The following is a 15,061-nucleotide window of genomic DNA, read 5'->3' as shown; positions in this document are numbered from 1 at the left end:
TCGACCTTTTCTATTAAGCACGATCTTTTAGAGAAGTCCCGTTTCGTTACGCAACTTTTACGGCGGTCATATGGCTCTTTCTTTGCGCATTGCAACCTTGGCGGACGTGCCCGAATTGATGGCACTGGAACAGCAGTGTTTCACCAGCGATCGGCTTTCGTTACGCAGTTTTCAGTGGATGATCAGCCGAGCGCATGGGCAGTTGTGGGTCGCTGAACGTGACGGGCAGTTGCTCGGCTATGCGCTGCTGCTGTTGCGGCGCGGCAGCGCCCTGGCCCGCCTGTATTCGATTGCGATCACCCAGGCTGCGCGCGGCTGCGGCCTGGGTGTGCAATTGCTGGCGCATATGGAGGCCCGCGCACGGGAGCAGGGCTGCGCCGCCCTGCGCCTGGAAGTGCGCACCGACAACCCGGTTGCCCTCGCCTTGTATGAGCGCAACGGTTATCGGCGCTTCGCCCTGATCAACGACTACTATGCCGACCACACCGCCGCCCTGCGCCTGGAAAAACCGCTGCTCAGGCCACCTGTTTGACGCCGGCCCTGGCCTCCAGCTCGCGTACAAGCGGCAATACGCGCTGGCCGAAGTACTCGACTTCCTCCTGGAAGTGCAGGAAGCCGGCCAGCACCAGGTCCACTCCCACGGCCTTGAGCGCAACAATGCGCTCGGCGATTTGCTGCGGCGTGCCGATCAGGTTGGTCTTGAAGCCGTCGTTGTACTGCACCAGGTCCTCGAAGCTGGACTTGGCCCAGTTGCCCTCGCCTTCCGGTGACGCTTGGCCGGCCTGTCGGGCTGCATCGCCAAAGGCATTCACCGCTTGTGCATCGGCCTTGTCGATAATCTCCGCCAGCACGGCCTGGGCTTCTTCTTCGGTGTCGCGGGCGATCACAAAGGCATTCACGCCGATTTTCACCGCATGGTGATTGGCTGCGGCCTTGGCGCGAATATCATCGACCTGGGCCTTGATGCCTTCGGGAGTATTACCGTTGGTGAAGTACCAGTCCGACACCCGCGCCGCCATGTCCCGCGCGGCCCGCGAGCTGCCGCCCTGGAACACTTCCGGCTGGCCGAGGGGCTTGGGTTTGAGCGTGTAGTTGTTGAAACGGTAGAAGTCGCCCTTGAAGGTGAAGTCGTCCTGGCTCCAGATGCCTTTGAGGGCGCGGATAAACTCCTCGGAACGGCGGTAGCGCTCATCGTGCTCCAACCAGGGCTCGCCAATGGCCTGGAATTCGCCCTTGAACCAGCCGCTGACGATGTTCACCGCGATACGGCCGTTGGTGAGCTGGTCGATGGTCGCCAACTGCTTGGCCGCCAGCGCCGGTTGCCAGGGCCCCGGCAGGATCGCGGCGATGACCTTGAGCTTGGTGGTCGCCGCCAATAGCGCATGGCTGAACGCCACGGATTCATGCTGGTTTTCCGCACCGTAACCTGCGGTAAAGCGAATTTGCGTCAGGCCGTATTCAAAGCCCGCCGCTTCGGCCAATTGCGCCAGTTTGCGGTTGTAGTCGATGCCCCAATGGGTGCGTTGTTCGATTTTGCTGACCACCAGCCCACCGCTGACGTTGGGCACCCAATAGGCGAATTTCACGGCTTGCTGACTCATCTGGCTGTACCTCACACAAGGGATGTACGAGGGCTTGAGCAGCAAGCATGCCAGGCTCAGGCAAAGGCCCGTACTACAGGCGCTGCGGCGAATAAAGCAGGTTGGCACGCCGGGCGGCGGCTGGCGCGCAACCTGTCTATTTGTCGATCCGCTGTTGCTGGAGCAACAGTGCGCCGCCGCGCTTGCCCCGTAAACACTGGCCCGCAAGCCCGGCACGGACTGTGCAATTGCCTCAGGACTTGATCACTGCCGAGGAGCTGTTCCCCATGACTGAGCAACACATCATCAACCCGCTGTCCGTCGGCGTTGACTACGCCACCTTGGCCGCACGGTTCCGGCCGATCTTCCAGCGTATCGCCGAGGGCGCGGTTGCACGCGAACATACCCGCACCCTGCCCCACGAGCCGATCGAGTGGCTCAAGCAAGCCGGTTTTGGCGCCGTGCGGGTCCCAGTGGAATACGGCGGTGGCGGTGCCTCGTTGCCCCAGTTGTTCGAGCTGTTGATCGAGCTCGCCGCAGCCGATTCAAACGTCCCCCAAGCCCTGCGCGGGCATTTTGCCTTTGCCGAAGACCGCTTGAATGCAGCACCGAGTGCCGGGCGCGACCTGTGGTTCAAGCGTTTTGTCGACGGCGACCTCGTCGGCTGTGCCTGGACCGAAATCGGCAATGTCGCCATCGGTGAGGTGGTCACGCAGGTCAGCCCCGACGGTGATAAATGGCGGCTCAACGGTGAAAAGTTCTACAGCACCGGCAGCCTGTTTTCGGACTGGATCGACGTCTACGCCCAGCGCAGCGACACCGGCGCCGATGTGATCGCCGCCACCCGCACGCACCAGCCCGGCGTGGTGCAAAGCGACGACTGGGACGGCTTTGGCCAGCGCACCACCGGCAGTGGCACCACACGGTTTATCGAGGCGCAGGTGGAAGCCGAAAACGTCATCGACTTTTCCACCCGCTTCAAATACCAGACGGCGTTCTACCAGTTGGTGTTGCTGGCGAGCCTGGCCGGGATTGGCCAGGCGGCACTCAATGACGTGGCCCATCAAGTGCGTAGCCGCAAGCGTATCTACAGCCATGGCAATGCCGAACATGTCAGCCAGGACGCGCAGGTTCAGCAGGTGGTGGGTGAAGTCGCCGCGTGGGTGTATGCCGCCAAAGCCAGTGCCTTGAAAGCTGCCGTACCGGCGCAACGGGCCTACCTGGCGCGCTTTGCGGGAGACGATGCGGCAGAACGCGAAGCCAATGTGGCGGCTGAAATTGAATCGGCGACGGCGCAGGTGGTGGTGTCGGCATTGATCCAGCGCGCCACCACTGAATTGTTCAACGCGCTGGGCGCGTCGGACGTACGCCAGGGCAAAGCCCTTGATCGGCATTGGCGCAATGCGCGCACCGTGTCGTCCCACAACCCGGTGATCTACAAGGCGCGGATTGTCGGCGATTGGGTGATCAATGGCACCGAGCCGCCGTTTGTGTGGCAGATCGGCAATGGCCCGGCGGGGCTTAAAAAGTAAGGGGCAAGCCCTAATGCCAGTCAGTTAAGGCTTAACGCTGTCACTGTGGGAGGGGGCTTGCTCCCGATGGCGGTGTGTCAGTCACGGTTTCTGAACCTGACACACCGCTATCGGGAGCAAGCCCCCTCCCACAATTTATTCATCGTCCGCTTTATCGCTTAACTGACAGGCATTAGGGCAAGCCCCCTCCCACATTGACCGGTGCTTATCTTAAAAAGCCAGCTTGTAGCCGATGCTCATCAACATGATCGCCAGGCACGGGCGCAGCACGCCGTCCGGGACTTTGCCGGTCATGTGGCTGCCCAGGTAAATGCCGGGCAGCGAGCCCATCAGCAGGAAACCCAGCAGGTGCCAGTCCATGTTGCCCATGCTGGCGTGGCCCAGGCCCGCCACCAGGGTCAGCGGCACGGCGTGGGCAATCTCGGTGCCCACCAGGCGACGGGTGGCCAGAAAGGGATAGAGGATAAACAGCGCAACGGTGCCCAGGGCGCCGGCGCCGATGGAGGTCAGGGCAACCATGGTGCCGAGGATGGCGCCGGTCACCACCGTGAGCCCGTTCAGGTTGCGCGGGCTCATGTGGTAATCATCGCCGGCATGACGTTGAGCGAAGGCCAACAGGCTTTTCTTGAACAGAATCGCCAGGGCCGTCAGCAGCAACACCACGCCGAGAGCCTGTTTGATCACCGCGTTCATCGCACTGGGATCGGTGTGCAGGCTGGCAAGGAACCACAGGGTCAGCAACACCGCCGGTACGCTGCCCAGGGTCAGCCAGCCAGTGATGCTCCAGTCGATATTGCGGTTCTTGCTGTGGACCAACACCCCACCGGATTTGGTAATGGCGGCGTACAACAGGTCAGTGCCCACGGCCGTCGCCGGGTTGATGCCGAACCACAGCAGGATCGGCGTCATCAACGAACCACCGCCGACACCGGTCATGCCCACGATAAAACCGACGATCAGGCCAGCGACGACAAACCCCAGATTACCCACATCCATTACAGCTACCCATGGCCTTATAAATTTCTGGCGGCAGGATAGCGATTTTTCTTATAACGACTTATACCAATATGATCTGACTTTATGCCTTTTAGCTTAGTCGGTGGCACACGTACGCTTGAGTCTGGTACGGGAACGCCACGCTATCTCGCCCTTGCAATGCGGGGTGAGTGTCGATCAGCGCCTGCAACTGCGCCCTGACCTTGGCCTTTTCGGCATCGGGCAGCGCGGCGATAAAGCTCACCGACAGGAAACGATCCATGATCACTTCCTGCGGGCTGCCCACATGCTGGTAGGGAAAACAGGTAAGTTCAGGCGCGGAAAAATACTTGCCGTTGAACGCTTCGCGCCAACGCCCGGTATGAAAGCGCGGCGTGTCACCTTCATAAGGCGTGATGATTGCAGTGATGGCGGCGACCCAGTCCACCGACTCATCACGCACATTCCACACCAACCCCAGGCGCCCTCCGGGTTTAAGTACACGGTGGATCTGCGCGAGTGCCGCTTGCGTGGCGAACCAATGAAACGCTTGGGCGCAGACCACTGCGTCGGCGGTGGCGTCCCCCAGCGGGATCGATTCGGCGGTGCCTTCCACCAGGCGCACATCGGGTAGCGACTTGGCCAACTGCGCCGCCATCGCCGCAATCGGCTCGACGGCGATCAGCGCAGGCGTCAAGGTGCTGAGCAAGCGGGTGAACTTGCCGGTACCGGCGCCCAGGTCGATCACCGTCGACTGCGGCTCAACCCCCAGCGCCTCGCCGAGCCAGCCGATGAGTTGCCGTGGGTAGTCGGGCCTGCCCTGGACGTAGGTGGCGGCCTGGGTCGAGAAGCCCTGCTGGGCAGACGCGTGAACATCGGTCATTGTCGAACGCTCCTCAGTCGAATCGGGGAGCCTGATTATGCGCCTGCCGCCGGCAACCACAACCTGAACCGTGCGCCGCCCAAGGGTGAGGCCAACGCGGTCAATGTTCCGCCCTGGGCTTCAACGGCGCGCCGGCTGATGGCCAACCCCAGGCCGAAGCCGCCGGTGGCGCGATCGCGGCTGCGGTCCAGGCGATAGAACGGTTCGAAAATGCGCTCGCGCTGGTCCAGCGGGATGCCGATACCGTCATCGTCCACGCAGATCTCACAGCCCTTGGGGCACACCTTCACCCCCACCTGAATGCGCTTTTCACAATAACGCGTGGCGTTGCGCAGCAGGTTCTGCAACGCGCGGGCGGTGAGGCGTGGGTCGAGGGCGAAACGCTCGACAGCACAGTCGAGCGCTACATCGATGACGATCTCGGGGTTTTCCATCTCGTCATCGACGCTGCCCAGTACGCTGTCGATAAACTCGTCGAGCATCACGTCCACCTGCTCCGGCAAGTGCGCCGGGTTTTGCAGGCGGCTGTAGGAGAGCAATTCCAGCACCAGTTCATCCAGTTCGCGAATATGCGCCACCAGGCTTTGCAAGCGTTCGCGGCTGGCCTGGGGCAAGTCTTCGGACAAGGCCAGCGCCAAGCCGAAATCCAGGCGCGTCAGCGGCGTGCGCAGCTCGTGGGAGACCGCATTGAGCAGGTCGCGTTGCTGGTTGAGCAAGTGTTCGATGTCATCGGCCATGGTATCGAACACCGACGCCAGGCTGCCGATGTTGGAGCTGGGCGGAATGTGCGTTCGCTCACTGAGGTTCCCCCTGCCCAGGTGCGCAGCTGTGGTTTTCAGGCGCTCCAGGTCACGCCAGTGCGGGCGCAGCCAGACCAGCAGGCAGGCCAGCAGCGCAGCGCCGATCAACACATTCATCGACCAGTACAGCAGGTTCATGTCCATCGGGTCGGGCGGAACGGTCAGCTTGACCACGAACTGCTGGTTGATCGGTGAACTGATGTCCTCGACCCACCCCCACTCCCCCAGGCGAATCACCGGCTTGCCTTGCTCGAACAGCTTCTCCTCCTCGGGCGTGTAGCTGGCGTCCTGGCGCAACAGCAATTGCACCTTGAGCGGGGCAAAGTCGCGGCCGAGCTGCTCGGTGACCTGCGACCAGCGCTCCACCGGCGCTCGCAGGTATTGCTTGACGATAAGTGCTTGCTGGCCACGGGTCTGTTCGACGTTGTAGTCCATGTAGCGATGTTCGAACAACTGGATGACCAGCTTGGGAATCAGGAAGATCGCCGCGCTGTAGGTGACGATGGTGATCAGGTAGAGACGAATCAGCACACGGAACATGAATCAGCATTCCCACTCGGAACGGCTGAACAGGTAACCCTTGCCCCACACCGTCTTGATCTTGCGCGCCTCACCGGCATGGTCGTCGAACTTGCGACGCAGTTTGGAGATGGCCACGTCCACCGAGCGGTCGGTGCCATTGAATTCGATACCGCGCAGGCGTTGCAGGATCTGGTCGCGGCTGAGCACTTCGCCGGCATGCCGGGCCAGTACCACCAGCAGGTTGTATTCACCGCTGGACAGCTCCACCGGCTGCTCGCGCCAGGTCACCGTGCGTTCGGACAGGTCGATACACAGGTTGCCCATGATGATCTGGTCATTGGCCATCTGCGGTTCGGACAGGCTGCTGCGGCGCAGCAAGGTGCGCACACGGGCAAGCAGTACACGCGGCTCGCAGGGTTTGGTGACGTAGTCGTCGGCGCCCATTTCCAGGCCCAGGACCTGGTCGTGGCTGTCGTCGCGGGCGGTCAGCATCAGGATCGGCAGGCCCGCCGAGTCGGCGCGCAGCAGACGGCACACTTGCAGGCCGTCGAGACCGGGCAGCATCAGGTCGAGAATCACCAGGTCCGGCGGGTTGAGACGTGCACGTTCACGTACATGGTCGCCACGGCTGAGCACGCTGACGTGGTAGCCGTTGCGTTCCAGGTAGCTGGCAATCAGTTCCGAGAGCGCGACGTCGTCTTCCACCAGAAGGATGTTGGGCATAAAGGTGTTTCCAGAAAATACAGTATTGGTCGAACAAAAATCCCATGTGGGAGCAAGCCCCCTTCCACATCGGATCTCCCGTGCCGGCAAGGTTGTGCAAGGATATACGCCCGCGGCGCCGAGCGCGCCGCACCTTACATTTCTTCACAGACACGCTACACAGCTTCACAGCACCACGGCGCAGGTGACCTTAGGATGCAGCCGTCATTATTGGGATAAGAGCATGTCGAAGAATCTGTTTGCGCCGTTTTGCCTGCTGGCCCTGACGCTGGCCCTCAGCGCTTGCGGCAACTCGGCGGACGAAGCGCCGGAAATGCCCCTGGCCAAAGTCCGCATTGAAACCCTGCAGGCCAAGCCCCTCTCCATTACCAGCGAGTTGAGCGGGCGCATCGCCGCCCCGCGAATTGCCGAGGTGCGTGCGCGAGTGGCCGGCGTGGTGATGCAACGGGTGTTCAAGGAGGGTCATGACGTCAAACAGGGCGACGTGCTGTTTCGCATCGATCCGGCACCGTTCAAGGCTGACCTGGACAGTGCCCAGGCCAACCTGAGCAAAGCCGAGGCCAATGCCTTCCAGGCTCGCTTGCAGGAACAGCGCTACAGCCAGTTGGTCGACGGCAACGCCATCAGCGCCCAGGACTACGACAATGCCCGCGCCAACCTGCGCCAGACCAATGCCGAAGTCGCCGCTAACAAGGCGGCCGTCGAGCGCGCCCGGCTGAACCTGGGCTACGCCACCGTGACCGCGCCGATTTCCGGGCGTATTGGCCGCGCATTGGTGACCGAAGGCGCACTGGTCGGCCAGAACGAAGCCACGCCACTGGCGATCATCCAGCAACTGGACCCGATCCACGCCGACCTGACGCAGTCCACCCGTGAGCTGAATGACCTGCGCCGCGCCTTCCGCGCCGGCAGTCTGAAGCAGGTCGGCCAGGACCAGGCCAAGGCCACGCTGATCCAGGATGACGGCAGCCCGTACCCGCTGCCGGGCAAATTGCTGTTTACCGACATCAGCGTCGACCCGGGCACCGGGCAGATCACCCTGCGCAGTGAGTTCCCCAACCCGAACCTCGACCTGCTGCCCGGCAGCTTTGTGCGGGTGCGCCTGGAACAGGCCGTCGACAAGCAAGGCATCAGCGTGCCGCAACGCGCCATTACCCGAGACAGCGCCGGCATACCGATGGTGCTGCTGTTGGATGCCGAACAGACCGTCAGCCAGCAACCCGTGGAGTTGGGCGCCGTGATCGAGGACCGCTGGGTCGTCAGCAGTGGCCTCAAGCCCGGCGACCGCATCGTCGTCGAAGGGCTGCAACATGCGCGCCCCGGTGAAAAAGTCGAAGTGGATGACAGCCCTGCCTCGGGCCGTCTCGTAAAGGAATAACCCGCCATGCCGCAGTTCTTTATTGACCGCCCGATCTTCGCCTGGGTGGTCGCCCTGTTCATCCTGCTGGCCGGCGCAATCGCCATCCCGCAGTTGCCGGTGGCGCAGTACCCCAACGTCGCACCGCCGAAGGTGGAAATCTACGCGGTGTACCCGGGCGCCTCGGCCCAGACCCTGGACGAAAGCGTGGTCAGCCTGATTGAGCAGGAGCTCAACGGCGCCGACCACCTGCTGTACTTCGAATCCCAGAGCAGCCTCGGCTCGGCGACGATCACCGCGACCTTCCAGCCGGGCACCAACCCGGAAATGGCCCAGGTAGACGTGCAGAACCGTCTCAAGGCGGTGGAATCGCGCCTGCCGCAGGCGGTGACCCAGCAAGGCTTGCAGGTGGAAAAAGTCTCTGCAGGCTTCCTGCTGCTGGTGACCCTGACGTCCAACGACGGCAAGCTCGACGACGTGGCACTCAGCGATTACCTGGCGCGCAACGTAATGAACGAACTCAAGCGCCTGGACGGTGTGGGCAAGGCCCAACTGTATGGTGCCGAGCGCGCCATGCGGATCTGGATCGACCCGCAGAAGCTGATCGGCTTCAACCTCACGCCGGCCGACGTCAACGCCGCGATCAGCGCGCAGAACGCGCAGGTTTCGGCGGGCAGCCTGGGCGATTTGCCGGGGACCAGGACCCAGGAAATCACCGCAGCGATTCTGGTCAAGGGCCAGCTGTCGACGCCGGCGGAATTCGCCGACATCGTGCTTAAAGCCAACCCGGACGGCTCCACCGTGCGCATCGGAGATGTGGCGCGGGTGGAAATCGGCAGCCAGGAATACCAGTTTTCCACCCGCCTGAACGGCAAGCCGTCCACTGCGGTCAGCGTGCAGCTGTCACCCGGCGCCAACGCCCTGAACACCGCGACCCTGGTGCGGGCGAAGATGGATGAGCTGTCGCGTTACTTCCCGGCCAACGTGGAATACAAGATCCCGTACGACACCTCGCCGTTCGTCAAGGTCTCGATCACCAAGGTGGTCTACACCCTGCTGGAAGCCATGGCGCTGGTGTTTGCGGTGATGTTCCTGTTCCTGCAGAACGTGCGCTACACCTTGATCCCGACCCTGGTGGTGCCGATTGCCTTGATGGGTACTTTTGCGACCATGCTGTTGCTGGGGTTCTCGATCAACGTGCTGACCATGTTCGGCATGGTACTGGCCATCGGCATCCTGGTGGACGATGCGATTGTGGTGGTCGAGAACGTCGAGCGCATCATGGCCACCGAGGGCCTGTCGCCCAAGGAGGCAACGCGCAAGGCCATGGGCCAGATCACCGGCGCGATTGTCGGCATCACTCTGGTGCTGGTCGCGGTGTTCCTGCCGATGGCGTTCATGCCGGGTTCGGTGGGGGTGATCTACCAGCAATTCTCGCTGTCGATGGCCACCTCGATCCTGTTCTCGGCGTTTCTGGCCCTGACCTTGACGCCCGCCTTGTGCGCGACCCTGCTCAAGCCGATTGCCAAGGGCGAACACCACACCAAGGGCGGTTTTTTCGGCTGGTTCAACCGGCGCTTTGAAAACCTCACCGACCGCTACGAAGGCTGGGTGGCCTACGCGCTCAAGCGCAGCGGCCGCTATTTGCTGATCTACGTGGTATTGCTGGTGGGCCTGGGGTGGATGTTCAGCCGCCTGCCCTCCTCGTTCCTGCCGGTGGAAGACCAGGGCTACACCATCACCGATATCCAACTGCCGCCGGGTGCGAGCAAGAACCGCACGGTGCAGGTGGCCGAGCAGATCGAAGCACACAACGCCGAAGAACCTGGGGTGGGTGATACCACCATGATCATGGGTTTCAGTTTCTCCGGTTCCGGGCAGAACGCGGCGTTGGCGTTTACCACGCTCAAGGATTGGTCGGAACGTGGCAGCGATGACGCTGCCGCATCGATTGCCGAGCGCGCCAACATGGCCTTCACCGAACTCAAGGACGCCGTTGCCTACGCGATCCTGCCCCCGCCGGTCGATGGCCTGGGCACCTCCAGCGGTTTCGAGTTCCGTTTGCAGGACCGCGGTGGCGTCGGCCATGCCGGCTTGATGGCAGCCCGCACCGAGCTGCTGGCGGCGGCGGAAAAAAGCCCGGTCCTGGCCAACGTACGCGAAAGCGCCCTGGCCGAAGCGCCTCAAGTGCAGTTGCAGGTAGACCGCAAGCGAGCCAACGCCTTGGGCGTTGCGTTCGCCGATGTGGGTAATGTGTTGTCCTCGGCCGTCGGCTCGGCCTATATCAACGACTTCCCCAACCAGGGCCGCATGCAGCGGGTGGTAGTGCAGGCCGAAGGCGACCAGCGCAGCCAGGTGGCGGACTTGATGAAGATCAACGTACGCAACAACGCCGGGAAGATGGTGCCCCTGTCGGCGTTTGTCGAAGCCAAATGGACTCAGGGCCCGACGCAGTTGACGCGCTACAACGGCTACCCGGCCATCGCCATCAGTGGTGAACCGGCGCCGGGTCACAGTACCGGCGAGGCCATGCAAGAGATCCAGCGCCTGGTCAACCAACTGCCGGCGGGCCTGGGCCAGGAATGGACGGGGCTGTCGTTGCAGGAGCGCTTGTCCGGCTCCCAGGCGCCGCTGCTGCTTGGCCTGTCGCTGCTGATCGTGTTCCTGTGCCTGGCGGCGCTGTATGAAAGCTGGTCGATCCCGACCTCGGTATTGCTGGTGGTGCCGCTGGGTGTGCTTGGTGCGGTCGTGGCCGTGGCCTTGCGCGGCATGCCCAACGATGTGTTCTTCAAGGTGGGCCTGATCACCATCATCGGCCTGTCGGCGAAGAACGCGATCTTGATCATCGAGTTCGCCAAGGACCTGTACCAGCAGGGCGACGATCTGATCGACGCCACCTTGAAGGCTGCGCGGTTGCGCCTGCGGCCGATCATCATGACGTCGCTGGCGTTCATTCTCGGCGTGGTGCCGCTGGCGATTGCCACCGGTGCCAGTTCGGCGAGCCAGCAGGCGATTGGTACGGGGGTGATCGGCGGAATGATCACAGCGACATTGGCGGTGGTGTTTGTGCCGGTGTTCTTTGTGGTGGTCATGAAGTGGGTGCGCAAGCGCCATAAGACCGAGTGATGCTATGGTGCTCACAACCCCTGAGTTGTGAGCACCTATGCCCTTTCTAGCCCGCACCCACCCTCGCCTCTCCACCGCCGCTGTAATGGGCATTGCGGTGGGCATCCTGGCACCGTCCGACACCCTTCTGGGCAAAATCCTCATCGGCTGGAACGCCGGCGTGTGGACCTATCTGGTCCTGATGCTGTGGCTGACCATCCGCGCCAAGGCCCCGGATGTAAAACGCATCGCGGAAATCGAGGATGAAAACGCCGGCCTGGTGCTGTTCATGGTCTGCATCGCGGCCATCGCCAGCCTCGCCGCCATCACGTTCGAGCTGATCGGCAGTAAAGACCTGGCCCCCACCGAGCGTCTGTTGCATTACGGCTTCACCGGGTTGACGGTCATCGGCTCGTGGTTGTTGATCGGGGTGATTTTCAGCGTGCACTACGCTCGCCTCTATTACACCTGGGAGGGCAAGGAGCCGGCACTGCGCTTTGCCGAAGGGCTGCTCACGCCGAACTATTGGGACTTCCTGTATTTCTCCTTCACCATCGGCGTGGCGGTGCAGACGTCCGATGTGGGCGTGGCCACGCGCAGCCTGCGCAAGGTGGTGCTGGGGCAATCGTTGATCGGGTTTCTGTTCAATACGGCGATTCTCGGTTTCTCGATCAACATTGCCGCCGGGCTGTTCGGCTAAGCAAATCCTTGACGATTCTCCTGGTTTGATGGTTTCCTGAAACCGGTTTCAGCCCTACCCATAAAAATAGCAGGTCAAAGACCGTGAATCACTTTTCCGCCGCCCAGCGCAGCCGCGTGACCATGCTCGACGTCGCCGAGCGCGCCGGGGTGTCCAAGGCCAGCGTGTCGCGCTTTATCGGCGATGACCGCGCGCTGCTCTCCGATGCCATTGCCCTGCGCATCGAACAAGCCATCGAAGCCCTCGGCTACCGCCCCAACCAGATGGCCCGCGGCCTGAAACGTGGCCGCACACGCCTGATCGGCATGTTGGTGGCGGATATCCGCAACCCCTACTCCATTGCGGTGATGCATGGCGTCGAAACCGCCTGCCGCCGGCACGGCTACAGCCTGGTGGTGTGCAACACCGACCGCGATGACGAGCAGGAGCGCCAGCACCTGGCGGCGCTGCGTTCGTACAACATCGAAGGGCTGATCGTGAACACCCTCGGCCATCACCTCGACCAACTGCTGGAGCTGCAACGGGAAATGCCCCTGGTGCTGGTCGACCGCAAGGTCGAACCGTTGCACAGCGACCTGGTGGGCCTGGATAACCCGGCCGCCGTGCGCATGGCGCTGGAGCATCTGCAGCAGCAGGGCTACCGCGATGTGTTGATGGTCAGTGAAGCGGCCGACGGCACCAGCTCGCGCCTGGAGCGCCAGGCCAGTTTCATCGCCGAGATCGACCGCCGCCCAGGGTTGACCGGCAGGGTGCTGGAGCTCGATGCGGCGCTGGAAAACAACCTGCACACCTTTCTCGCCAAGCCCGGCGCCAAGGCGCTGTTCTGCGCCAACGGCATCGCCGCGCTGGCCTGCACCCGCGCGCTCAAGACGTTGGGCTGCCACCTGTTCGACGACGTCGGCCTGCTCGCCCTGGATGACCTGGACTGGTATCCGCTGGTGGGCAGCGGCATCACCGCCCTCGCCCAGCCGACCGAGGCGATCGGCGCCAGTGCGTTTGACTGTCTGCTCAAGCGCTTGCGCGGCGACAGCGACCCCACCCGTACCCTGGACTTCCTGCCCGAGTTGATCGTGCGCGGCTCTACTCGGCGCCTTTAAATGTCTTGCACCTTTCTTTGCACCTTCCTTGCACAAAAAATGAAACCGGTTTCAGAGGTACACAACAATGCATAAATACCCCGTCTCCATCAGCCTTTCCAGCTACGGCGCCGACCTGGTACGCCAGCAGGGCCAATTGAGTTTTGTCCAGGTGCTCAGCGCTGCCGGTGCCCAACGCATCGAATGGCGTGAAGAACTGTTGACCGACGAGCAACCGGGCGAACTGGCGCAAGCAGCGGCGCAGCAGCATTTGGAATCAGTGTTCTCATCGCCCCTGGAACTCTGGGTCGCCGGTCGCGCCCAGCCCAATGCTGAACTGGCCGCGACTCTGGATCGCGCCCTGGCTTTCGGTTCGCGCTGGTTGAAGGTGTCCCTGGGTTACTTCACCGACACCAACGACCTGCAAAGCCTGCACGCCCTGCTCAGCCGTCACCCGGTCCGGCTCCTGGTGGAAAACGACCAGACCTTGCACGGTGGGCGTATCGAGCCGATGCAACGCTTTTTCAGTGAAGTGGAGCGCCTCGGCCTGCCGGTCAAGATGACCTTCGACATCGGCAACTGGCAGTGGCAGGACCAATCCGCCCTCACCGCCGCCCGCCTGCTCGGCCGGCATGTGGACTACCTGCACTGCAAAGCCGTGGCCCGTCGCCAGGACGGCAAGCTCGTCGCCCTGCCGCCCGGCCCCACCGACCTGCATTTGTGGGAACAACTGCTCAAGCACATGACCCAAGGTATTACGCGAGCCGTGGAATTTCCGTTGCAAGGCGATGACCTGGTCCAGGTCACCGCCCAGCAGGTCGCCGCCCTCGCCACCCTTGGCCAGCCCCGTCTGGAGAATGCCCATGTCTAAGCTCGATATCCTGTCGTTTGGTGAAACCATGGCGATGTTCGTCGCCGAACAGACCGGCGACCTGGCGCAGGTGGCGCAGTTTCACAAGCGCATTGCCGGGGCCGACAGCAATGTCGCCATCGGCCTTTCGCGCCTGGGGTTCAACGTGGCCTGGCTGAGCCGGGTAGGCAATGATTCCCTGGGCCGTTTTGTGCTCGACAGCCTGAAAAAAGAAGGGCTGGACTGCCGCCACGTAGCGGTCGACCCGCTGCACCCCACGGGGTTTCAACTCAAGTCCCGTGAAGACGGCGGCGCCGATCCCCAGGTCGAATACTTTCGCAAAGGCTCGGCGGCCAGCCACTTGTCTATCGAGGCCATCCAACCGGCATTGCTGCAAGCGCGCCACCTGCACGCCACCGGCATTCCAGCGGCCTTGTCCGACGCCACGCGAGCACTGTCCCGCGAGTTGATGATGCAAATGCGCAAAGCCGGGCGCAGCGTGTCGTTCGACCCGAACCTGCGCCCATCGCTATGGCCCGACGAGCAGCAGATGATCCGCGAGATCAATGCCCTCGCCGCCCTGGCCGACTGGGTATTACCGGGCTTGAGCGAAGGCCGTCTGCTCACCGGCTTTGATGACCCGGCCGATATTGCCGCCTTCTACCTGGACCAGGGCGCCGAGGCCGTGGCCATCAAGCTGGGGCCTGACGGGGCTTACTACCGGACCCGCATGGACCAAGGCTTCATCGCCGCCGTGCCGGTGGAAACCGTGGTGGATACCGTCGGTGCCGGCGATGGTTTCGCCGTCGGCATGGTCAGTGCCCTGCTGGAAAACCTCAGTTTCCCCGAGGCCGTGCAGCGCGGTAACTGGATCGGCAGCCGTGCCGTGCAGAGCCGTGGCGATATGGAAGGCTTGCCGTTCAGGGCAGACCTGCCGCTGGCACAGAAGGCGAGCTGA

The 15,061-nt window shown here is 62.7% G+C and carries 12 protein-coding genes and 1 pseudogene; 8 read left to right on the top strand and 5 right to left on the bottom strand.

The window, feature by feature from the left end; translation table 11 throughout:
- Positions 1-70: 70 nt before the first annotated feature.
- Positions 71-520: pseudogene (locus JBE38_RS04580) on the top strand (GNAT family N-acetyltransferase); the annotation flags it as partial.
- Here JBE38_RS04580 and sfnG read toward each other — a convergent pair.
- Complete coding sequence (gene sfnG, locus JBE38_RS04575) at positions 516-1,601, bottom strand: dimethylsulfone monooxygenase SfnG (protein ID WP_060757065.1); 1,086 nt, start codon at positions 1,599-1,601, stop codon at positions 516-518. The pseudogene JBE38_RS04580 and the gene sfnG sit on opposite strands and share 5 nt — an antisense overlap.
- Positions 1,602-1,867: 266 nt before the next feature.
- On the opposite strand from sfnG, the gene JBE38_RS04570 reads away from it, so the two are divergent.
- On the top strand, positions 1,868-3,112 hold the full coding sequence (locus JBE38_RS04570) for an acyl-CoA dehydrogenase family protein (protein WP_205343677.1): 1,245 nt from the start codon (positions 1,868-1,870) through the stop codon (positions 3,110-3,112).
- 210 nt (positions 3,113-3,322) lie between these two features.
- Here the strand turns inward: JBE38_RS04570 and JBE38_RS04565 are convergent, their stop codons facing one another.
- From JBE38_RS04565 to JBE38_RS04550, 4 genes are all read right to left on the bottom strand, one after another.
- Positions 3,323-4,108, bottom strand: coding sequence for a sulfite exporter TauE/SafE family protein (locus JBE38_RS04565; RefSeq protein WP_060757067.1), 786 nt, complete (start codon positions 4,106-4,108; stop codon positions 3,323-3,325).
- Positions 4,109-4,199: 91 nt separating this feature from the next.
- Positions 4,200-4,970: a class I SAM-dependent methyltransferase gene (locus JBE38_RS04560; RefSeq protein ID WP_205343676.1), complete on the bottom strand. Its 771-nt coding sequence runs from the start codon at positions 4,968-4,970 to the stop codon at positions 4,200-4,202.
- Between the two features lie 35 nt (positions 4,971-5,005).
- A complete protein-coding gene (locus JBE38_RS04555) occupies positions 5,006-6,310 on the bottom strand; it encodes an ATP-binding protein (protein ID WP_090371414.1) in 1,305 nt (434 codons plus the stop codon).
- 3 nt (positions 6,311-6,313) lie between these two features.
- Positions 6,314-7,015 (bottom strand): response regulator transcription factor, encoded by a 702-nt coding sequence (locus JBE38_RS04550; RefSeq protein ID WP_060757070.1) that lies wholly within the window; start codon positions 7,013-7,015, stop codon positions 6,314-6,316.
- Between the two features lie 223 nt (positions 7,016-7,238).
- On the opposite strand from JBE38_RS04550, the gene JBE38_RS04545 reads away from it, so the two are divergent.
- From JBE38_RS04545 to JBE38_RS04520, 6 genes are all read left to right on the top strand, one after another.
- Entirely contained in the window at positions 7,239-8,393 is a 1,155-nt protein-coding gene (locus tag JBE38_RS04545) for an efflux RND transporter periplasmic adaptor subunit (protein ID WP_090371416.1), read from the top strand.
- Between the two features lie 6 nt (positions 8,394-8,399).
- A complete protein-coding gene (locus JBE38_RS04540) occupies positions 8,400-11,498 on the top strand; it encodes an efflux RND transporter permease subunit (RefSeq protein ID WP_205343675.1) in 3,099 nt (1,032 codons plus the stop codon).
- Between the two features lie 37 nt (positions 11,499-11,535).
- Positions 11,536-12,177, top strand: coding sequence for a DUF1345 domain-containing protein (locus tag JBE38_RS04535; RefSeq protein ID WP_090371420.1), 642 nt, complete (start codon positions 11,536-11,538; stop codon positions 12,175-12,177).
- Positions 12,178-12,260: 83 nt separating this feature from the next.
- Positions 12,261-13,274, top strand: a complete 1,014-nt coding sequence (locus JBE38_RS04530) for a LacI family DNA-binding transcriptional regulator (RefSeq protein WP_090371422.1) — start codon at positions 12,261-12,263, stop codon at positions 13,272-13,274.
- Between the two features lie 67 nt (positions 13,275-13,341).
- A complete protein-coding gene (locus JBE38_RS04525) occupies positions 13,342-14,124 on the top strand; it encodes a sugar phosphate isomerase/epimerase family protein (protein ID WP_205343674.1) in 783 nt (260 codons plus the stop codon).
- Entirely contained in the window at positions 14,117-15,061 is a 945-nt protein-coding gene (locus tag JBE38_RS04520) for a sugar kinase (protein ID WP_060757080.1), read from the top strand. The genes JBE38_RS04525 and JBE38_RS04520 overlap by 8 nt, the downstream gene beginning before the upstream one ends.

Source organism: Pseudomonas sp. ICBG1301, assembly GCF_016918385.1.
Lineage (GTDB): Bacteria > Pseudomonadota > Gammaproteobacteria > Pseudomonadales > Pseudomonadaceae > Aquipseudomonas > Aquipseudomonas palleroniana.
Note: the sequence above shows the minus strand (reverse complement) of the source record. Positions and strands in the feature narration are given on the sequence as shown.